This is a genomic window from Botrimarina colliarenosi (assembly GCF_007859955.1).
GTDB lineage: Bacteria > Planctomycetota > Planctomycetia > Pirellulales > Lacipirellulaceae > Botrimarina > Botrimarina colliarenosi.
Map to the genome: position 1 here is coordinate 150,042 of NZ_SJPR01000003.1, position 20,633 is coordinate 170,674.

A 20,633-nucleotide genomic window follows, 5' to 3' on the forward strand; every position below is an offset into this window, starting at 1 on the left:
AAGCCTTTTTAATGAAAGGGCTTAGGTCCGGTGTCGAGGCTTCATCGGAGCTTCACACGTTCTTCGCCGATAGACACAACCTGTTGTGTGCTAGCAACTTACGAAATACCAGGATTTGGATTGACGCGACGCTCTGGGCGCGTAGGATTTGGCCCTCGTGACCCCAAATGTTGTGGCCTTTCGGGCATCGGACACTATATATTGGGGTAGGTGAGCGTTTTTCACTCCTGATCCTCGGGAGTTGGCGCCGATAGGGGCCATATATGGGGGCGGCGGCTCTGCGGAGCGCACCCCGGACGCGAAGCAAGAAGAGTACAGCCCGTCGGCATGGCATGCCGACGCCAAGGGCTGAGGGATTGATGAACGGATGTTCATCGATTCCAATCGGAAAGGATGCCCCCCTCTCCCAGACTACATAGGAGGTAGCCATGGCGACCGTTGACGCCGGCTTTGCACAGCAGACCCCATCCTCGAACCCGCGGGATGGCCAGCAGCCCCCCAAGACGTTCCACGGCCGGCTGAAGGTCGACGCGACCTTCTGTCCCCCCGCGAGCGAGGTGGCGGACCCCTTCGACACGGTCAACTGGGAGATCCGCTCGTCCAGCATCAAGGACGAGAACGGCGCCGTCCTGTTCGAGCAGACCAACTGCGAGGTCCCCTCGTTCTGGAGCCAGCTGGCGACCAACGTCATCTGCAGCAAGTACTTCTACGGCGAGGTCGGCACCCCCGAGCGCGAGTACAGCGTCCGGCAGCTGGTGCACCGCGTCAGCCGCACGATCACCGATTGGGGCCTGGCGGACGGCTACTTCGCCAGCAACGAAGACGGCGAGCGTTTCTACCGTGACCTGTCGTGGCTCTGCCTGCACCAGCACGGGGCGTTCAATTCGCCGGTCTGGTTCAACGTCGGCCTCTACCACCAGTACGGCGTCACCGGCGCTCGGTGCAACTGGCGTTGGGACCCGATGACACAAACGGTCGTCCAGCCGGACAACCCGTACGAGTACCCGCAGGGCTCGGCGTGCTTCATCCAGTCGGTCGGCGACAACATGGAAGACATCATGCGGCTCGCCACGAGCGAGGCCATGCTGTTCAAGTTCGGCTCGGGGACCGGCACGGACATGTCGACGCTCCGCAGCAAGCGCGAGAAGCTCTCGGGCGGCGGCATCCCGTCGGGCCCGCTGTCGTTCATGCGGGTCTACGACCAGATCGCCGCGGTCGTGAAGTCGGGCGGCAAGACCCGTCGCGCCGCCAAGATGCAGTCCATCAAGGTCTGGCACCCGGACGTGATGGAGTTCATCGAGTGCAAGTGGAAGGAAGAGCAGAAGGCTCAGACGCTGATCGCCAGCGGCAAGTACGAGTCGAACTTCAACGGCGAAGCGTACAGCTCCGTCATGTTCCAGAACGCGAACCTGTCGGTCCGCCTGACGGACGACTTCATGGTGGCGTACGAGAAGGACGCCGAGTGGAAGACCCGCTGGGTCACCGACAACACCATCGAGGGCCCGACCTACCAAGCCCGCGACGTCATGGGCCGCATGGCCGACTGCGCCTGGCACTGTGGCGACCCCGGCGTGCAGTACGACACGACGATCAACCGCTGGCACACGTGCCCCAATAGCGGCCGGATCAACGCGTCGAACCCGTGCAGCGAGTACATGTTCCTCGACGACACCGCCTGCAACCTGGCGAGCGTCAACCTGATGAAGTTCGTCCGCAAAGAGGACGCGGCTCCCGGCCCCGACGGCCGGGGAGGCGGAGCCAAGGGGACGTTCGATCACGAGCGTTACGCGGCGGCGTCTCGCGTGTTCTTCATCGCCCAGGAGATCTTGGTCGATCACGCCAGCTACCCGACCGCGCAGATCGCCGCCAACAGCCATCGCTACCGGCCGCTGGGGCTCGGCTTCGCAAACCTCGGCAGCCTGCTCATGTCGAGCGGCCTGCCGTACGACTCGGAAGAGGGCCGCGGCGTGTGCGGCGCCATCACGGCGATCATGCACGGCACGGCCAACCTCACCAGCGCCGAGCTGGCCGAGGCGGTCGGTCCGTTCGATGGCTACGCCGAGAACCGCGAGCCGATGAACCGCGTGATGCAGATGCACCGCGACGCGGTCGGGCAGATCGGCGGGGAGTGCCCCGAGGACCTGCGTCGGGCGGCCCAAGTGGTCTGGGACCGCGTTGTCACCGCCGGCGAGTCGCACGGCTTCCGCAACGCCCAGGCCACGGTCCTGGCGCCGACCGGCACCATCAGCTTCATGATGGACTGCGACACCACCGGCATCGAGCCCGACATCGCCTTGGTGAAGTACAAGCAACTCGCCGGCGGAGGGATGCTGAAGATCGTCAACCAGACGGTCCCTCGGGCGCTCGAGAAGCTCGGCTACGAACGGCACGAGATCGAGTCGATTCTCGCGCACATCGATCGCGAGGACACGATCGAGGGGGCGACCGACCTGCGTCCCGAGCACCTGCCGGTCTTCGACTGTGCGTTCACGCCGGCCGGCGGCACGCGGAGCATCCCGTGGCGGGCCCACATCACGATGATGTCCGCCGCTCAGCCGTTCTTGTCGGGCGCGATCAGCAAGACGGTCAACATGCCGCGGAACACGACGCCCGAGGAGATCGCCGAGGCGTACTACGACGGCTGGAAGCTCGGCCTCAAGGCCCTCGCCATCTACCGCGACGGTTCGAAGGACAGCCAGCCGCTCAACACGCAGAAGCAAGGCAAGGAGGCGCGGGCCGAAGAAGCCGCCAAGGCCGCGGTTTCCAAGCCCCGTCGTGAACGGCTGCCCGACACCCGCGATTCGAAGACGCACAAGTTCAGCGTCGCGGGACACGAGGGTTACATCACCGTCGGCATGTTCGAGGACGGCCGCCCCGGCGAGCTGTTCATCACCATGGCCAAAGAAGGGAGCACGATCGGCGGCTTGATGGACGCCTTCGGCACGTCGGTCTCGATGAGCCTCCAGTACGGCGTGCCGCTCGAGGACTACGTCCGCAAGTTCAGCCACATGCGGTTCGAGCCGCAGGGGCACACCAAGAACCCGGACATCCGCATCGCCAAGAGCCTGATCGACTACATCTTCCGCTGGCTGGGGATCACGTTCTTGCCCGGCTTCAAGGAAGCGTCGATGGGCTACACGATGGACGCCGGCTCGTCGGCGCCTTCGGGCGGCTCTGCCTCGCCACCCTCGGATGAGCCCGGCGAGACCAAGCCCGTCGCCAAGAAGGCCGACGGGCGGACGGAGGGGCACGGAGCCAACGCGGTGGCGGTGAACGGCCACAGCACGGGCGGCTCCAACGGGAGCAGCACGAAGCCGGTTTACAGCGCCAAGGTCCTCGAACGGGCCGGTGTGGTCCTCGCCGAGGGCTCGCGCAACGACCAGTTCGCCGGCTTCCAGGTCGACGCCCCGGCGTGCGACAACTGCGGCTCGATCACGGTCCGCAACGGCAACTGCTACCTGTGCCACAACTGCGGCGCGTCGATGGGCTGCAGCTGATTCAGAGCGGTCAGCGGTCAGCTTTCAGCGGTCAGCCTTTGACGAGCTGAACGCTGATTGCAGACAGCTGACCGATTTCTACCTGCCGGTCGCATGAAGCTTAGGGCGTTCGACGTCCGCCGGCAGCTTTTGGAACCCACGCCACCCCGCGGCGCCCGTTACCCCGGCGCCGCGGGGTGTTTTTACTAACCCTGGCGGGGGGTAGGTCCGAACGAGGTAGATTGGCTTTCGATTGCGCAGATTGGGTTAATTAAGCGGAAAAACCTTGCGGCCGACGCTCATTCGAGTACCGTCAGGGGAACGTGGTGGCTTGTCCCGCCGCGCACACGAGTTGTCCCACCGTAGATTCCCCCCGATCAGGACCCGCCTCAACGAGGTTCTGATCATCTCTCCCCACCTGAGAAGGCTAATGAAGATGCGCATCCTGATTGCTCTCTGCGCCGCTTTGGCGCCCGCCGCGGCTTCCGCCGCGATCCTCGCTTCGGACGATTTCAGCTACCCCGATGGCAGCCTCGTCGGCAACGGTGGCTGGGCCAACCACAGCGGCACCGTCGGTGACCTGCTCGTTTCGGGCGGCCAGGCCGTTGTTGAGCACGGCGCCCCCTCGGAAGACGCGAACCTGGCGTTCGCCCCTCAGAGCTCGGGGATTCTCACCGCGACGTTTGACATCGTTGTCAGCGACGACTCGGTGATTTCCGGCTCCGACTCCGAGTACTTCGCTCACTTCTTCCCGACCGGGTCGTTCAATTTTGTCTCGCGCGTGGACGTCGTCCCGGGACAGTTCGGTGGTGACTTCTCGCTCGGCATCTCTTCGACCACGAGCACCGCGGAAGCCACCATGCCCGTCGATTACAACTTCGGCGACACCCTGTCGTTGGCGCTCTCGTACGACTTCTCGACCGGCACCGGTTCGCTCACGGTTGGTGGTGACACCATCTCGGGCAACCCATCGACGCCGGAGGCTTCCCTCGATCTGTTCGCTCTGCGTCAGTCGGATTCGTCGAACAACGAGACGGTCGTTGTCGACAACTTGGTCATTTCCAGCGAGGCCATCCCCGAGCCGGGCACGGCTGTGCTCGCCCTGCTGAGCCTCGCCTCGGTTGGCGCCGTCTCGATGCGTTCGCGCCTCGGCTGAGCTTTGCCCCGCTGAAAACCGAATCGATGGAGCCGCCGCCGGCATGTGCCGGCGGCGGCTTTTGTTTTTGATAGCCGCGTCGAGCTGTGGCGCTGTGGAGGGAACCACAAAGCAACCAAGGAACGAAGGGACGAGGAAGGAAAACGGAGCGGCGATTCTGAACTTCGTTCCTTCGTTCCGTGGTGGTTCAACTTCCTTCTGTCCTGCGGGCCTTTTGTCCTGCGGGCGAAGTCCAATTCCTACGAGCGAGGGGCGCCAGCGGCGCCAGCAGGGCGGCGAATCGCCGCGTCGCGTCGGACAGGCTGGCTAGGCGGGTCGCCGGGCGCCGATGGAAATCTTAGCGGTTGTCGCCCGCCGGTGTGGGCGTCGCCGTTGACGCGTACGGCGTAAGTTTTCTAACTTCCGCCAATTGACCCCCCCGGCAGGACGCCAGGGGCCCCCACAAGCGAACATCACGTTCCGATCAGGGAAGATCTCCGAATGTCGAACACAGCCCCCGTCGTTTCTCTCTCGACTGCTGGCGCCGAGCCTGTCCCGGTCCCGCTGCTCGACATCAACCGTCAGAACGAGCCCCTCCGGGACGAAATCCTCGCGGCGATCACCGAGGTGGTCGACACCGGGGCGTTCCTCAAAGGGCCGGCGGTCCGCGACCTCGAGGCCGAGGTCGCCCGTCTCTGTGGCGTCGGCCACGCCGTCGGCTGTGCGTCGGGAACGGACGCCATTCTGGTGGCCCTGATGGCCCACGGGGTGGGGCCTGGCGACGAGGTGATCCTGCCGAGCTTCACGTTCTTCGCCACGGCGGGCTGCGTGTCGCGGCTCGGCGCGACGCCCGTGTTTGCCGACATCCTGCCCGACACGTTCAACATCGACCCGGCCGACATCGCCCGCCGCATCACGCCGGCGACCAAGGCGATCCTGCCGGTCCACCTGTTCGGCCAGGCGGCCGACATGGACGCGATCAACGCCCTCGCGGCCGAGCACGGGTTGCCGGTGATCGAAGACGCCGCCCAGGCGATTGGGGCCGACTACCACGGCCGGCCGATCGGTTCGCTGGGGAGCATCGGCTGCATCAGCTTCTATCCCACCAAGAACCTCGGCGGGATGGGCGATGGCGGCATGATCACCACCGACGACGCCGAGCTGGCCAGCCGGATGCGGATCCTCTGCGACCACGGGCAGGAGCCCCGCTACTACCATCACATGGTGGGCCTCAACAGCCGGCTCGATACGATCCAGGCGGCCGCCCTCGGCGTGAAGTTAAAGCGGCTCGCCGGCTACGCCGCCGCTCGCGGCCGCCACGCGGCCCGTTACAACGAGGCTTTCGACAACGGCGCTGCGGGCGCGGTGGTCACCACGCCGGTCGAGGCGCCGGGCTGCTCGAGCGTCTGGAACCAGTACACGGTCCGCGTAGCCGAGGGGCGTCGCGACGCGCTGCAGAGCTGGCTATCGGAGCGGAAGATCGGCGCGGCGATCTACTACCCGGTGCCCCTGCACCTGCAGAACTGTTTCGCCGACTTGGGTTATCAGCGGGGCGACCTGCCGCACACCGAGCGGGCCGCCGAAGAGGTCCTCTCGCTGCCGGTGTTCCCGGAGCTGACCGCCGAAGAGCAAGACCGCGTCATCGACGCGGTGAACGCCTACGCCGCTGTTACGTCGGTTCGGATGGCCGCGTAGCCCAGCTGGGCGGATGACGGGGTAGCCCGTCGCTCAACCGCGGCTCAGGGGCCTTGGGTCTCACGGGGCCTTCGGCTTCTTGACCTTGTCTTCCCGCTTAGCGGGCCGCAGGGCCACGACGAGGCCGAGGACCACGCTGAGAAGTATGACGGCCCACGAGACCGGGGCGACGAGGGCGAGCAGTGACGGCATAGCGGTCGCAAGGGGAGGCGGGGCGGAGCGTAGCCCCCTAGGATAATCGCCCGCCGGCCGGGTGGGAAACGCCGGGCCTCAGGCGATCGCCGGTTCGTCGGCCCCGAGCGCCAGCGAGACGGGCCGCGCCAGCCGGCGGAAATCGGCCGTCGGCGCCGAGACGGTCCCCCATTTGGGCGACAACGGCCGGCTGATCGCCCGGTAGGCGTCCGCCGGCACGGCGACGAAGGCGTACGGCCGGTCACGCCAGTAGTGGACCTCGTGGGCGGGGACGGGCGACCGGTCGCCGCACAGCTCGTAAGCGAAGACCAGCACCCCCAGGAACCCGGGGCCGAAGCGGTCGCCCCACCGTTCGAGCGACGCCAGCTCTTCGTCGGTCGTCCAGTTGCGCCAGTACTGGCGACCCGACGGGAACCGTCGCCCCTTCACGTCGACGAGCCACCGCGCCGGCGGCAGCAGGCCCTCGTCGGTGAGCGACCCGGAGCGTGGCGACACGATAAAGTCGACGCTCTTGAGCGACCCGATCGCCTCGACCGCCCGCCGGCGTTCATCGACCGCCACGTAGGCGATCCCGCGCGAGCGGAGATAGTCCTCGAAGGCGGCTTCGTAAGGGTTGTGTCGCTTGGCCATTCGGGTGCTCACCACGGAGGCACGGGGGAACTCTCGAAGTTTAATGGGGAAGACTCGCGCAGAGACGCTGAGACGCAGAGAAAACTGAGAACAAAAACACTTTTCGCCTTCGCGCCTTTGCGTGAATTCAGTTCGCAAGAGCTTGTTTCACGCAAAGGCGCGAAGGCGCAAAGCGTTGTGCTTCAAACCTTTGCGTCTCAGCGTCTCAGCGTCTCAGCGTCTCAGCGTCTCAGCGTCTCTGCGTCTCTGCGCGAGACTACTAGAGGAGCCGCTGGGCGGCGGCGGGGGCTTCGGCTAGCGACACCGTGACGCTTTCGCCGGTGGCGAGCACTTTGATCTGGCACTCGCCGCGCTCAAACTCGTCGGGGCCGGCGATCACCGCCAATCGAAACCCTTTCTTGTCGGCGTACTTGAGCTGCGCCCCGACTTTCTTGGCCTCGGGGTAGAGCTCGGCGCCGACGCCCGCGGCGCGAAGACTTGCGGCGAGCTTGAGGTAGTCGCCTAGGCGGTCCTCGGCGAAGTAAACCACCAGCGCGTCGGCGGGGGTCTTGGAGTCGCCCACGAGGCCGAGTTCCTCCATGGCCGCCAACAGGCGATCGACGCCGAGCGACGCGCCGATGCCCGGCAGCGCCTGTTTGGTGTAGAGGCCGGCCAGGTCGTCGTAGCGGCCGCCGCTGGCGACGCTGCCGATCTCGGGCAGGTCGTCGAGCGTCGTTTCGAGCACCAGCCCCGTGTAATAGTCGAGCCCGCGGGCGATCGACGGGTCGATGCGGACGCGGTCGAGCGACGCCCCCGCGGCGCCGACGCCGGCCAGCACTTCGCGGAGCCGCCCGACGCTCGCCTCGCCCCGTTCACTGCCGGCGACCAGGGGGGCGATCGCCGTCAGCACCTCGTCGGCCGATCCGGTGACGGCGGCGAACTCGAGGAGTTTGCCCGCCTGCTCGTCGCTGGCGCCGGCCGTCGAGGCGAGCTCGGCGCGAACCTTGTCGGCGCCCATCTTCGTGAGCTTGTCGAGCGCGCGGAGCACCTCGGTCGAACGGTCCGACAAGCCGAGCGTCTCCAGTAGGCCGTTGAGGACGCCGCGGTGGTTGACGCGGATGGTGAACCGCTCGAAGCCAACGGCCAGCAAGAGGTCGTGGATGACGAGCACCATCTCGATATCCGACGCGACGCCCGTCACGCCGACCGTGTCGAAGTCGCACTGCACGAACTCACGGTAGCGGCCCCGCTGGGTGTTCTCGCCGCGCCACACCGGGGCGATATGATAACGCTTGAACGGCAGCCCCAGCTGCTGAGCGTACTGAGCCGCGAAGCGGGCGAGCGGCACCGTCAGGTCGAACCGCAGCCCGACGTCGCGGCCGCCGTGGTCCTTGAACCGATAGAGTTGCTTGTCGGTCTCGTCGGAGCCCTTGCCGGTGAGGATCTCCAGGTACTCCAGCGCCGGCGTATCGATCGGCGCGTAGCCGTACGATCGATAGACTCTTCGCGCCGTCTCCATGAGCCGCTCGCGCGGGATCATCACCTCGGGCGGATAGTCGCGGAAGCCCTTGAGAGTACGCGGCTCGATATGTTGGGGCTTCGACACGGTGGTGACGTTAGGAAGGGAGAGGTGGGGATGAATGGAGAGAGGGGGATCGCAAGCGGGCGGGGGAGTGAGCTTGAGGGATCGACTGCCTTGTCGCCGTGAGCGAATCGCGAGGAAGTTGATTATTCGACGGGCAACCGCAGAGCGGTTGCTGACCAACGATAAAGGGATGGAGAGAACGCGTTCTACGAAAAGAAAGGCTGACGTGCTCGCAAGGTTTACCCGTCCGCTTGCGATCCCACTCTCTCCATTCATCCCCCCCCATCCCCCTTCATTGACTCCGCTTCCTGACGGGCGCGGCTCAAAAGGGCCTAGGCGAGGACGGCGAGCGGGTTCGGCCGGCGGGAGCGGATGCTCTGGCCCTTCTCTTGGAAGTTAGCCTCGGTGAACTCCCAGACCTGCTCGTGCGTTTCTAAGTAGAAATCGTACGTCCAGTCCTCGTCGTACTCGCAGTTGTCGAACGTGTAGTCGCGGCAGATCTGCGGGCGGGTCTCGTAGACGCCGCAACGATAGTCGTCGCCGAGCTTTTCGCAGACCGTGTGGACCAGCAGGTACCAGTCCTGGTCTTCCTTGAAGAAGGTCGAGTTGTGGTGGAGCACGATCCAGCGGATGAACTCCATGTCGGCCGCTTCGGTCGGCGTCTCGTACGGCACGGCGATGTAGTGGCAGCACTTGGCCGTGCAGTGCTCGCAGAGGTTGCCCCCCTCAGGGAGGTCTTCGCGGCGGATCTTCTTGGCGCCGAAGGCGGGCAGGGTGCTCATGGCGTGGGTCTCGGCAGGGCCGTTGTGCGACGGTCGACGGGTCAAGCGGGGTAGTTTATCGGGTTTGTTGGTCCGTGGGAAACCGCCAAGACGGCAAGAGCGCCAAGGACCGCCAGAAAGAGAATGCTAGACAGGATTTACGGGATCGACAGGAAAAGAAAGGCAAAGCTCATCCCGTCAATCTTGTTGATCTCGTCCAAACAACCTGCTTGGCGCTCTTAGCGTCTTGGCGGTTAATCATTGGATGCTCGCCAGAAGCTTTCCGCCGATCGCCGACGCCCGGGCGCGGCTCCTCGTGTTGGGGTCGATGCCTGGCGTCGCTTCGCTGACGGCGGGGGCGTACTACGCCCACCCGCGGAACGCCTTCTGGCCGATCATGGGCGAGTTGTTCGGCGCCGGGCCTGAGCTCCCCTACGAAGCGCGGCGCAAGCGCCTGATCACGGCGGGCGTTGCGGTGTGGGATGTCCTGCAATCGTGCCGGCGCGAGGGGAGCCTCGACACGGCGATCGAGCGTGAGTCGGAAATCGCGAACGACTTCGCCCCCTTCTTCGCGGATCAACCGGCGCTACGCCTCGTCGCGTTCAACGGACAGAAGGCGGAGACGGCGTTCCGGCGGCGCGTGACGCCGATGCTCGACGTGGCGACGACCGCGCGGCTGCGGTTCGTCAGGCTGCCATCAACAAGCCCGGCTCATGCGGGGCGCACGTTCCATGAAAAACTGGCGGCGTGGCGCGATGGATTGGCGTCCGTCATTAACTAGACGACCGCTTCGCCTTCCAGCCGGTACGCCTCGTCGAGTTCGGTCGGGCCGCTGATGCTGACGCCCAAGTCGCGTATCAGGCCGTCTTCCAAACTGTAAATCCAGCCGTGGATACACAGCGGCTGCTCGTTACGCCACGCCTCCTGGACGATCGACGTGTGGCAGACGTTCTTCACCTGTTCCAGCACGTTGAGTTCGCAGAGTCGGTTGACGCGTTCGGGTTGTGTCGGGAGCGACATCAATTCGTCGAGATATTTCTGCCGGGTGTCGCGGATGTGGCGGAGCCAGTTGTCGATGACGCCGACCGGTTGGTCCCCCAGCGCCGCCGCGACGCCGCCGCACTTGTAGTGGCCGCAGACGATGATGTGCCGCACCTGCAGCACCTTCACCGCGTACTCGATCACCGATAGGCAGTTGATGTCGGTATGCACCACCACGTTCGCAATGTTGCGGTGAACGAAGACCGAGCCGGGGTCGAGCCCGACGATCTGGTTCGCCGGCACGCGGCTGTCGGAGCAGCCGATCCAGAGGTACTCGGGGGTCTGCTGCTGCGCCAACTCGCTAAAGAAGGCCGGGTCGTCCTCGGCGATTTGGCGGGCCCACTCCCGGTTGTTGTCTAGCAACTGGGTCAGCACCTGCGCCTTGAGGTTCTTGTTCAGACGGCGGCGGAGCCAGTCGATCCGCTTAATGCGTTTCTTACTGGGGGCGTGGGGGCTCGTCATGCCCGACCGACGGAACGTTGTGGCGAGGCTGTCCCAGTCCATGACCAGCTTGCCCCCCTTGGCCGCGTGTTGCTTCTCCCAATTCACCAGCATCTCAAGGCACGAGTGGTCGACGTAGCTGAGCCGGTCGAGGGGCACATGCAGCTCCGTCGTCGGCGAGACGCGGTCGAGCGCCTCGGCCAGCCGCGGGACCGCCAAGAAGGTCGCCGCGCCGCGGAGCTTGAGGTTGGTGCGGTTCTCGCCCGGGATCTCTTCGGTCTGGATGTCGATCCGGGCGAAGGTCCACAGCAGCCAGGCCGCGGTGCAGGCGATGCCGACAACGACGCCCGTCAGCAGATCGACGCCGACCACCAACAGCAGCGTGATGACGCTGATCACCCCTTCGGGATGGCTGACGCGCCACAGGCTGCGGATCGCCCGCGGGTTGATAAGCTTCCAGCCGATGTAGACAAGCACTGCCGCGAGGCTCGCCATCGGGATGTAGTTGAGCAGCCAGGGGAGCACCGTTACGAAGACCAGCAGCCACAGACCGTGCAGCCAGGCCGACAGACGCGTTCGGCCGCCGGCATCGACGTTGGCCGAGCTGCGGACAATGACGCCCGTCATCGGCAAGGCGCCGAGGACGCCGCACGTGACGTTGCCGATCCCTTGGGCGAGCAGTTCGCGGTTGTAGTCGGTGCGCGTATGCGACTGCATCTGATCGACCGCGGCGCAGCAGAGCATGGTTTCAGCGCTGGCGATGAGGGCCATGGTCACGGCCGCCAGGCCGGCCGCCCGCCAGTCGAGAGTGCTGAGCATCTCACGAGTCGGCAGCAGGACGCCGTCGAGCAGGTTGTCGGGAACCACCACGTGCGTGATGTCCCAGCCCATCGTCTTGGTGATCGCCGCGGCGAGGGTCACCGCGACGACCGGTCCCGGGACAAGCCGCAGCGACTCGAAAGGGACGTACTTCCAGAAGGAGAGCACGAGGATCGTGGCGACGCCAACCGCCGCCGCCAGGTGATGGGGCGATCCGTCTAGCGGCACGAGACCGAGCCACAGCGACTGCGGGATCGTCAGCAAGTTGGCGATCCCTTTCTCCCACCCGGCGTCGAGCCATTCACGGGCCGCGTCGTGGTCATCGACCATCACGTGGAACTGGCTGGCGAGGATCAACACCCCGATGCCGCTGAGCATCCCTTGGATAACGGCTGGCGAGACGGCGCGGAAATAGCCGCCGAGCTTGGCGAGTCCCGCAACGATCTGGATCGCCCCCGCGGCGAGGACGACAATGCCGAGGGCGGCGATGCCGAGCTCGGCGATCACTTCCGAGACGACGACGAAGAGCCCCGCTGCCGGGCCACTCACTTGCAGCGGCGAGCCGGCGATGGCGCCGACGAGCAGTCCGCCGATGATGCCGGTGATGAGCCCCGCGACCGGTGGAGCCCCCGAGGCGGTGGCGATGCCCATGCAGAGCGGCAGGGCGACCAGGAAAACAATGATCGAAGCCGGAAAGTCGGTCCGTAGAGCGGCAATCCAATCGCTAGGGAATTGCCTCGGGCCGGACGTTGACGAGTTTTTCATAGGTGTAGTGTTTCCAGCCGCTGATGCTATAGCAACAGCGATTCGCCCCGGTTCAGCGTTTAAGCCGCTCTTCAGCCTTCTCTAGGAGTCGAAGGACACTTTCCTCTTGAGTGAGCTTACGGAGATCGTTGGGCGTATACCAAGCGAGCGCGTGGGACTCGTCGCTGAGGCTCACAGCGTCGTCGCCGACCGCTTGGAGCAGGAAGCGGATGTCGTGGTGCTCGTGGGCGTCATCAATCAGATTGCCCTCCGCGTCGTACCGGGCGGGGATGACGTGGACGTCGATATCGAGCACTTCGACCCCCGCGGCGTCGGTCACGACGCGGAGCGATTGGAGACCCGTCTCCTCCTCCGCCTCGCGGAACGCGACCGACCGCAAATCGGCATCGCCGTCGGCGTGGCCGCCCGGCTGCAGCCACTTGCCGAGCTTGCGGTGCAGCAGGAGGAGGTGCCGCTGGCCGTCGCAAGAGACGACCCACGCCGAGCCGGTCAGATGCCCCGGCCGGCAGGTCCGCTCGAAACAGTCGGCGTGCTCGTCAACCAGCCGGAGGATCCGATCCGCCACCGGGGCTTCCGAAGGATTCGCCGATCGGTAGGCCTGCAGGAGTTGTCGCAGCGGTTCGCGGTGCATCAGCGGAGCTCATTCCAACCGGGCTGGGCGTACTTGTCAGCAACGAGGCCGTTGGCCGCTTCGACCACTTCCGTTGTGAGCGTGGCGGGGCTCGCCGACCAACCGGTCCCGACCTCTTCAACCAGCGCGGATCGTTCGACAGCGAGGTTCGTGAGGAACGCCTCGTGGCCACGGCGCTCTCGATAGTCGGGCTGTCGCGGCGGGGTCCGTAACAGCCGTCCGACCCGCGGCAGATCGAAGTCGTACAGCAGGGTGCCGTGGTAGAGCAACCGGCTGCGGACCCGGCGGACGCTGTTGCCCGAGAACTTGCGGAGCCCGTCGGGGCGTTTGACGGCGAGATCGCTCGTGCCGGCGATCGACACCGACGCGTCGAGCGGCCGGAGGGCCTCCACCATCTGGCCGAGGACGAAGCGGTGGGCCTTGGTGAGGTCGAGCAGTTCGGGCCGCTTTGTCAGGTCGAGAACGACCGCGTACATCAAGCAACCCGGACCGGTGAGGATCGTCGCCCCGCCACTTACGCGGCGGAGAATCGGGACCCCGGCGTCACGACACGCCTCGGCGTGGGCCTCTTCGGCGTGGCGGGACGAACGACCGAGCACGACCATCCAGGTGGGCGACTCCCACAGACGCAGCGCCTCTTCGCCCGAGGCGTCGAACAACAGCGCCTCGTCGAGGGCGAGGTTCTCGGCGGGCGTCGGCATCGTGACGTCGAACAGACGCATGGGCCAATGCGAGGAAGGGGCGGGGGAGGGGCGGGTGGTGCGGGTTGCGCGGACTGGGGTGAGTGTAGGGCGGCCGGGCCAAGGTGTCTTGTGCTGTCGGTTGGGCCCCCTAGCTTGCCCGAGCGATTCAACCAATCACGAGGGTGAGAAAATCCGCTCCGCTAGCGGTTCTAACGAGGGAAATTGATTTGCCGCCCACGGTTTGGCGCCACAGACTCTCTATGAGCCATGGAGCCGGGGTACGCGCGAATGGTCGCGTCGGCTTCAGGGCGATTTGCTTATCGGTACGGTGATGAAGACTTTCCGCCTGAGCTTGGCCTTGCTTTTCGTTGTTTCCCCGACCGCCGTTGGCGGCCAGGAAATCGGCGCCTGCGATTCCTGCGCGCCGGCTTACCGCATGGAGTGCCAGACCATTTACGAAGAGCGGCAAGCCACCTGCTACCGCCCCGTCACCGAGACGGTCTACCAGCAGTGCGAGGTGACGCGGCAGGTCCCCGTCTATGAGACCCGTAAATTAGAGCGTCATTACACGGTGATGCGTCCCGTTACCGAAACCAGCGTCCGCGAAGAGCGGTACTGCGTCCAACGGCCCGTCTACGAGACGCGCTACCGCGACGCCAGCTACGACCGCGTGCGGAACATCGTCGAGACCTCTTACCGCGACGAGTGCTACACCGTCCAGCGGCCCGTTTACGAGACCCGCGAACGAGTCGAACACTACAACGTTCAACGCCCGGTCTGCGAGACCGTGATGCAGCCGCGCTACCAGACGGTGATGCGGCCGGTGACTTCCTATCAGTCGCAGGTCATCGATCAGGGCGGGTATGTCGATCAAGTCGCCGTCACGCCCGGCTCGAAGTCGTGGCCGCACCTGAGTTGGATGTCGCGTCAGCAGACGATCGACCCGCTGACGGGGCAGATCCAGACGATCCGCCCTGGCTTGGCTTGGGTGAGCACCGAGAAGCCCCCGGTCCAGCAAGTCCAGCGTGTCTGGAAGCCGAACCTTGTGGCGGTTCAAACACCGGTGACGAGCTACGTACCCCAGCAAGTCGTCGAGCAAGTTCCGACCCAAGTCACTCGGATGGTGACGGAGCAACAATCCCGTCGCGTCCCGGTGCAGGTCTGCCGCATGGTGACCGAGCAGAAGACGCGGCGCGTGCCGGTGGAGACTTGCCGGCAGGTTGTCGAGCGTGTCGAGCGGAAGGTGCCGGTGCAAGTTTGCCGGATGGTGACCGAACAAAAGGTCCGCCGCGTCCCCGTGACGACCTGCAAGATGGTCGCCGAGAAGCGGGTCGAGCCCGTGGAGATCCGCGTCTGTCGGTTGGTCGATAAGACCGAGAGCGTCCAGGTTCCTAAGACGGTCACTCGTATGGAGCCGGTCACCTACACCTACCGGGTCCCGAAGACCGTCATGGTCCGCCGACCCATCGAGGCGCCGACCTGCGACGTTTGCAGCTAGGCTCCTGCGACGACCGAGCGTGTTGACGCGGAGGCCGACACCGGGAAGACTCGCGGCTGACTTTCCTTAGCCGCTGCGAGCCATCCCGTTGCCGACCGAAGCTGTCGATCCGCCGACTGACGCCCTCACTGGCCGCCGTGTGCGTCTGGTAGGCCGATTCGCTAGTGTCTCCCGCCGCGAGACCGCCGCCGCGGTCCAGCGGCGTGGCGGCGCCATCGACGACGACCACCCCGATTTGATCGTCGTCGGGGAGGACGCCTCGCCCTCGGATCGCTCTACGGCGGCCGCTTTCGCCAAGGCGGCCGGCGTCGAGTGCATCGCCGAGACCGAACTCTGGCGCCGGCTTGGCCTCGTCGAAGATGGCCGCGGCGTGCGGCGGCTTTACTCGCCGGCCATGCTCGCCGACTTGGTGGCGGCGCCGGTTGGCGCCGTGCGTCGCTGGGCGCGGCGAGGCTTGATCCAGCCTGCGTGTTGGGTGCAGCGACTGGCCTACTTCGACTTCGAGGAGGCTCGCATCGCCCAACTCCTCGCGGACTTGCTCGACCAGGGCAGCACCCTCGCAGAGATCGACCGCCTCGCCGACCGGCTGGCCGCGGCCTTTCCGGACGTTCCGCGGCCGCTTAGCGACTTGTCGTTGGTCGTGACGGATGGCGAGCTTCTGCTCCGCACCGACGAGGCGCTACGGGAAACGACCGGGCAGCGGCGGCTCGACTTCGAGGCCGATTCCGATCGCGACTCCGATCCCGACCACGACGCCGAGCCGGCGCCAGTCGTCTTGCGGATGCCCGATCCGCTCGACGGGGCTCCGGCCAGCCGTCGCGACATGGCTTGGCGGCGGAGCGACGAGGGCGACCTCGTCGGGGCGATCGCCGCCTGGCGGCTCGCGATGCTCGAGTCGCCACCCACCTCCGACGACCATTTTGTCCTGGCCGAATGGCTCTACGCGGACGGACAGCCGGTTGCGGCGCGCGAGCGGTACTACGCCGTTCTCGAACTGGACCCCGACCACCTCGAGGCCCGGGTCAACTTGGGCTGTGTCCTCAGCGACCTGGGCGACCACGAGCTCGCCGCCGCAGCCGTCATGGGGGCGATCGAGCAGCACGATGGCTATGCCGACGCCCACTACCACCTCGCCCGAATCCACCAACGTCAGGGCGACTTTGCCGCCGCGGCGCCGCATTGGCGGCGTTTTCTCGAGATCGCCCCGGAGAGCCCCTGGGCCCAAGCGGCGCGCGATGCGTTAGAATGAGAGAATCGCCCGCCGCAAACCTAGTTGGCGGCAGACCTTGCAACGCGGGCCGCGTCGCTTAGCTTGGTGAGGCGACCGAACGCCGCAGGGCCGTATCCCGGCGGCGACCACGTCCTCCCTTGGGCGGAAGATGAGCGAACTGCTCTTCCATTACGAGCGAGTTAATCCCAACTCCTGGGCTTACCTCTCTTCGCTGCTGACGATCGCGTTGTTCTTTAAGTTCAACCGCATCTTTTGCATGCGCAATCTCGACCTACTGCTGGTCGTGCTCTTGGCGCCGGGCCTGATCTGCATCGAGCAAGCCCTGCGGGGCCAGGCCGACAGCTCCGTCGAGCGGATCGGGTACCTATGGCTGCTGGCCGTCAACGGCATGCTGCTGGTGCGGATGCTGTACGACGCCTCGATGGTCCGACGGCCGCTGCTCGAGCCCAACATGACCGGCGGGGGGCTCAGCTTCCTCGGCATTTCGCTGATGGCGTTTCTCGCCGCGAACGTGATGACCGGAAAGCCCGACCCCTCCGACTTGATCGCCGTGCAGCGCGCCGAGCACCTCAGCCAGCGCGAGGCGTCGGAAGTCGAACACAACACACTCAGCACCCACGGCCCCGGTTTCACGCTGCTGCTGATGCTGCCGCACGTCTCGACGCGGGCGCTGGTCGCCGACGAGGCGCCCGTCGACGGAGACCGGGCCGAGGCCGCTGCCTTCGACGACACCCAGCGGAACGTCTTGACCGCCCAGCTGATGGCGATCTTTTGCCAGGTGATGATCATCCTCGGCATGCTGATGATCGCGAAGGACCATTTCGGCAACCTCCAACTCGGCCTCGCAGCGGCGACCCTCTACTTGCTGCTGCCGTACACGGCGCTCTGGACCGGCAACGTGACGCACGCCCTGCCGGCGGCGCTGCTGGTCTGGACCGCGTACTTCTACCGCCGGCCCGCCATCGCGGGATCGCTGCTCGGCCTCGCTTGCGGGGCGATCTACTACCCCTTCGCCCTGCTGCCGCTATGGACGGCGTTCTACTGGCGTCGCGGGGTGGGGCGGTTCACGACCGGCGTGCTGCTGACGCTCGGCGTCCTGGTGGCGACGCTCATCTTCACGTCGACCGACGCGGCCATGTTCTTCGACCGCTTGAAGCAGATGTTCGGCCTCCGGCTGCCGGCGATGGACGAGCTCAGCGGCGTCTGGGCCTTCTGGAACGGCTGGTACCGGGTGCCGATCCTGCTGGGCTTCATCGGCTTGAGCTTCAGCTTCGCCCTCTGGCCGGCGCAGAAGAACCTCGCCACATTGCTAAGCGGCACCGCGGCGCTGATGCTCGGCGTGCAGTTCTGGCACGCCCACAGCGGCGGCCTCGCCTTGGCGTGGTACCTGCCGCTCCTGCTGCTGACAGTCTTCCGCCCAAACCTCGAGGACCACGTCGCCGGCACCGTCGTCGCGCCGAGCCGATGGGAAACCCCCGCCGCGGCGTAGGGTCAGATTTGCGGACCGTAGTGCATGGCGTTTCACCACCGCCAGCGGTGGTGATTACGATAAGCGGACGGTGACCCTGCTGCTTCTGACCTCCAACCACGGTCCGGGCAGCGGACCCTACGATGCCGAACTACCGTCGGTGTTTTGTTGAGGGCGGAACCTACTTTTTCACGGTTAAGACTGAGGCCAATCACCCGATCTTTGCGTCGGACGCTCAAGCGACGTTGTTGGGCGTGGTGATGCGAGAAGCGCGTGAGCGCTGGCCTTTTGAGACGGTTGCGTCGGTCCTCCTTCCCGATCATTTCCACGCGATATGGACTCTGCCCGCCGGCGACAGCGACTACTCAAAGCGGTGGGCGTGGATCAAGAAGGAGTTCACCAAGCGGCACCTTAAGGCCGGCGGCGCCGAGCAACCTGTCAGCCAATCACGCCAAGAGAACCGGCGTCGCGGTATTTGGCAGCGACGTTTCTGGGAGCATCTCGTCGAAGGCGAGACCGAACTCGAAGCGTACGTCGCCTACATCCACTACAACCCCGTGAAGCACGGGTACGCAGCCGCGCCGGGCGAATGGCGATGGACAACGTTCCATCGCTGGGTCGAGAAAGGGACCTACTCGCCCGACTGGGGACGGACCGAAACGCCGCCGTCGATCGCAAAGATCGACGGCGGCGAGTAGGGTCCGCTGTGCGGACCGCGGAGGGCGGCATGGAGTTTCGCCACCGCCGGTGACTAAAAAGGCAAACCCTGACGGTCCTGCCGGCCTCCAACCCCGGTCCGCACAGCGGACCCTACGCCCCGCGGCTCGCGCAGTCGATGAGGCTGCACGCTACGATTGGGTTGAGCCCTAGCGCTTCGGCGCGGGCGATCATCTCGGGCGACTCGGTCCCGGGGTTGAGCCACAGCTCGCCACAGCCCTTGGCGGCGATTGCGTCGAGCAACGTCAGGCCGACGGCGGGCGGCACGTACATCGTGACGCGATCGAGCGGTGACGCCGGGACCTCAGCGATCGAGGCGTAGACCGGCAGGCCCTCGATTTCGCCCCCCTTTGGATTCACCGCGAACACCTCGTAGCCGCAACCGGCGTGGGCGCGGAGCGAGCGATTGCCGAACTTGGTGCGGTCGGCGCTGGCGCCGATGACGGCGACGGTCGGTTTCTTGGGGGCGTCCATGCGGGGCTCCGTTTACGGGGCAGGGCGTTTACGGGGCAGGGCGTCTACGGGTCACGGCGGAGGTTGACGCGTTCCGCTACTTGGCGACTGGCGAGCCACGCCCGCCATTTGTCTTGATCGTAAAGAAAGTTGACACCGGTCAAGTGAACCAGCGTCTCAAGGACTTGCGTGTTGCGAGAGGTCCGCTGCTCGATCTTCGGACCCCCGCCGCCAAACCCGAACGACCCCTGGGTCGGGCTGAACGTCATCGAGTAGTCGTCGCCGCCCGAGACGTTGCCGACTTGGCGGCGATGGACGGTCACGAGGGCGTCGATTAGCGGTTCAATTGTCGCCGTCGACCCGAGCCGCGCTAGCGCCCAGCCGGCGTTGTTGATCACCACCGGGTCGTCGGCCCGCAGCGCCGCGACGAAGGGGAGGGCGAGTCCGGGGCGTCCGTCGGCGGCGAGTTGATCAACGGCCTCGGCGCGGAGTTCGGGATCGCGCGCCGTGATCACGATGCTCGCCAGCGCGGCGAGCCCCTCGGGCGTCGCGATCCGGCCGATCGCTCTTACCAGCCGGCGCCGCACGGCGGGAACCGGTTCGTCGGCTAACAGCTTCAGCAGCTCCGGCATCGCCATCGGGTCTTCGAGTTGGTCGAAGGCGTCTTCGGCGGCACGGGCCGTGTCGCGGTCCGCGCTCTCGAGACCCGAACGCCAGTCGGCTAGTTGCTTCCGCCAAGCGAGGGCTTCCGATTCTTGCCGCTCGATCCGCTCGAGCAGGGCGACCTCTTGCGGCGTGCGGTACTCGCCGCCCCAGCGGACGAGACCGCGGGCGGCCAAGACGTCGTCACGCGTCATCCAGCGGCCGTCGACTTGCTGGTAGCCGAGGAGCATCCGGGCCTCGGCGTGGTCGGGGTCGAGCTCGAGGACCCGCTGCAAGTGACGCCGGAGGCCGTCGGCGACGCCGTTATCGCGGCACCAGTTGGCGAGGGCGAATTGCGCTTCGACCGTGTCGGAAACGCTCGGGGCCCGGCGGCGATACTCCGCCTCGGCAGGTGACTCCGAGACCGATCGGGCGACACGGTCGCGGTCCAGAACGATCCGGCCGTAGGGGGACTGGATCGCCAACTGCGAGCGGTTCGACGCGGCGTCGGGAACAACTTCGGCGTCGAGACGTCCGCCGGTAGAAAGTTCGACCTGGTCCGCTGGCGCCGGTTGTGCGGCCGTGAAAACGGCGAGGCAGAGGGCGGCGGCGGTTGGGCGGAGCATCACAGGTGCGATCGAAAGGGTTAGAGGCGCCAGCAGCGCTAGTATACGCCGTGACGAGTCGCCATAGGTAAAACCGCAGTGTCCCGCTAATCTTACGCCGCACGGCCCCCACGGAGGGGCGCCGTGTCGTGTGCCCCCGTTCTGCAGGGCGGGGCCCGTCCGCAG

At 66.0% G+C, this 20,633-nt stretch carries 17 protein-coding genes; 8 read left to right on the forward strand and 9 right to left on the reverse strand.

The features are described from left to right. The first annotated feature begins 428 nt into the window (after positions 1–428). The 3 genes from Pla108_RS12300 (at position 429) to Pla108_RS12310 (ending at position 6,306) form a co-directional block, all read left to right on the forward strand. On the forward strand, positions 429–3,497 hold the full coding sequence (locus Pla108_RS12300; RefSeq protein WP_146445249.1) for a vitamin B12-dependent ribonucleotide reductase: 3,069 nt from the start codon (positions 429–431) through the stop codon (positions 3,495–3,497). A gap of 409 nt (positions 3,498–3,906) precedes the next feature. After that, the gene (locus tag Pla108_RS12305) at positions 3,907–4,632 is read left to right on the forward strand and encodes a PEP-CTERM sorting domain-containing protein (RefSeq protein WP_146445250.1); all 726 of its coding nucleotides are present in this window, start codon (positions 3,907–3,909) and stop codon (positions 4,630–4,632) included. A 480-nt stretch (positions 4,633–5,112) separates the two neighbouring features. After that, positions 5,113–6,306 carry a DegT/DnrJ/EryC1/StrS family aminotransferase gene (locus tag Pla108_RS12310; RefSeq protein WP_146445251.1) on the forward strand — a complete coding sequence of 398 codons (1,194 nt, stop codon included), beginning with the start codon at positions 5,113–5,115 and terminating at the stop codon, positions 6,304–6,306. Positions 6,307–6,366: 60 nt separating this feature from the next. On the opposite strand, the gene Pla108_RS21465 is transcribed toward Pla108_RS12310, so the two are convergent. The 4 genes from Pla108_RS21465 to Pla108_RS12325 all read right to left on the reverse strand — a co-directional run bounded on the left by Pla108_RS21465 (position 6,367) and on the right by Pla108_RS12325 (position 9,474). Beyond that, positions 6,367–6,498, reverse strand: coding sequence for a hypothetical protein (locus Pla108_RS21465; RefSeq protein WP_261342521.1), 132 nt, complete (start codon positions 6,496–6,498; stop codon positions 6,367–6,369). A gap of 78 nt (positions 6,499–6,576) precedes the next feature. Further along, positions 6,577–7,128: an HYExAFE family protein gene (locus tag Pla108_RS12315; RefSeq protein ID WP_146445252.1), complete on the reverse strand. Its 552-nt coding sequence runs from the start codon at positions 7,126–7,128 to the stop codon at positions 6,577–6,579. A gap of 259 nt (positions 7,129–7,387) precedes the next feature. After that, complete coding sequence (gene hisS / locus Pla108_RS12320; RefSeq protein WP_261342522.1) at positions 7,388–8,713, reverse strand: histidine--tRNA ligase; 1,326 nt, start codon at positions 8,711–8,713, stop codon at positions 7,388–7,390. Between the two features lie 311 nt (positions 8,714–9,024). Then, entirely contained in the window at positions 9,025–9,474 is a 450-nt protein-coding gene (locus Pla108_RS12325) for a YkgJ family cysteine cluster protein (RefSeq protein WP_146445254.1), read from the reverse strand. 244 nt (positions 9,475–9,718) lie between these two features. Between Pla108_RS12325 and Pla108_RS12330 the strand changes: the two genes are divergently transcribed. Next, positions 9,719–10,234, forward strand: a complete 516-nt coding sequence (locus tag Pla108_RS12330) for a DNA-deoxyinosine glycosylase (RefSeq protein WP_146445255.1) — start codon at positions 9,719–9,721, stop codon at positions 10,232–10,234. On the opposite strand, the gene can is transcribed toward Pla108_RS12330, so the two are convergent. The 3 genes from can to Pla108_RS12345 are packed head-to-tail and all read right to left on the reverse strand — an operon-like array spanning position 10,231 to position 13,872. Next, complete coding sequence (can, locus tag Pla108_RS21325) at positions 10,231–12,519, reverse strand: carbonate dehydratase (protein WP_146445256.1); 2,289 nt, start codon at positions 12,517–12,519, stop codon at positions 10,231–10,233. The genes Pla108_RS12330 and can overlap by 4 nt on opposite strands. A 52-nt stretch (positions 12,520–12,571) precedes the next feature. After that, entirely contained in the window at positions 12,572–13,150 is a 579-nt protein-coding gene (locus Pla108_RS12340) for an NUDIX hydrolase (protein WP_146445257.1), read from the reverse strand. Further along, positions 13,150–13,872: a lipoate--protein ligase family protein gene (locus Pla108_RS12345; protein WP_146445258.1), complete on the reverse strand. Its 723-nt coding sequence runs from the start codon at positions 13,870–13,872 to the stop codon at positions 13,150–13,152. The genes Pla108_RS12340 and Pla108_RS12345 overlap by 1 nt, the downstream gene beginning before the upstream one ends. Before the next feature lie 292 nt (positions 13,873–14,164). On the opposite strand from Pla108_RS12345, the gene Pla108_RS12350 reads away from it, so the two are divergent. The 4 genes from Pla108_RS12350 (at position 14,165) to Pla108_RS12365 (ending at position 18,728) form a co-directional block, all read left to right on the forward strand. Beyond that, complete coding sequence (locus Pla108_RS12350) at positions 14,165–15,331, forward strand: hypothetical protein (RefSeq protein WP_146445259.1); 1,167 nt, start codon at positions 14,165–14,167, stop codon at positions 15,329–15,331. 88 nt (positions 15,332–15,419) lie between these two features. Beyond that, positions 15,420–16,580 (forward strand): tetratricopeptide repeat protein, encoded by a 1,161-nt coding sequence (locus tag Pla108_RS12355; RefSeq protein ID WP_146445260.1) that lies wholly within the window; start codon positions 15,420–15,422, stop codon positions 16,578–16,580. Between the two features lie 130 nt (positions 16,581–16,710). Next, a complete protein-coding gene (locus Pla108_RS12360) occupies positions 16,711–18,051 on the forward strand; it encodes a hypothetical protein (protein WP_146445261.1) in 1,341 nt (446 codons plus the stop codon). A gap of 122 nt (positions 18,052–18,173) precedes the next feature. After that, positions 18,174–18,728: an REP-associated tyrosine transposase gene (locus tag Pla108_RS12365; RefSeq protein WP_146445262.1), complete on the forward strand. Its 555-nt coding sequence runs from the start codon at positions 18,174–18,176 to the stop codon at positions 18,726–18,728. Positions 18,729–18,840: 112 nt separating this feature from the next. Here the strand turns inward: Pla108_RS12365 and Pla108_RS12370 are convergent, their stop codons facing one another. After that, a complete protein-coding gene (locus Pla108_RS12370; RefSeq protein ID WP_146445263.1) occupies positions 18,841–19,221 on the reverse strand; it encodes a CoA-binding protein in 381 nt (126 codons plus the stop codon). Positions 19,222–19,265: 44 nt separating this feature from the next. Further along, positions 19,266–20,468, reverse strand: coding sequence for a HEAT repeat domain-containing protein (locus Pla108_RS12375; protein ID WP_197526511.1), 1,203 nt, complete (start codon positions 20,466–20,468; stop codon positions 19,266–19,268). Positions 20,469–20,633 lie beyond the last annotated feature (165 nt).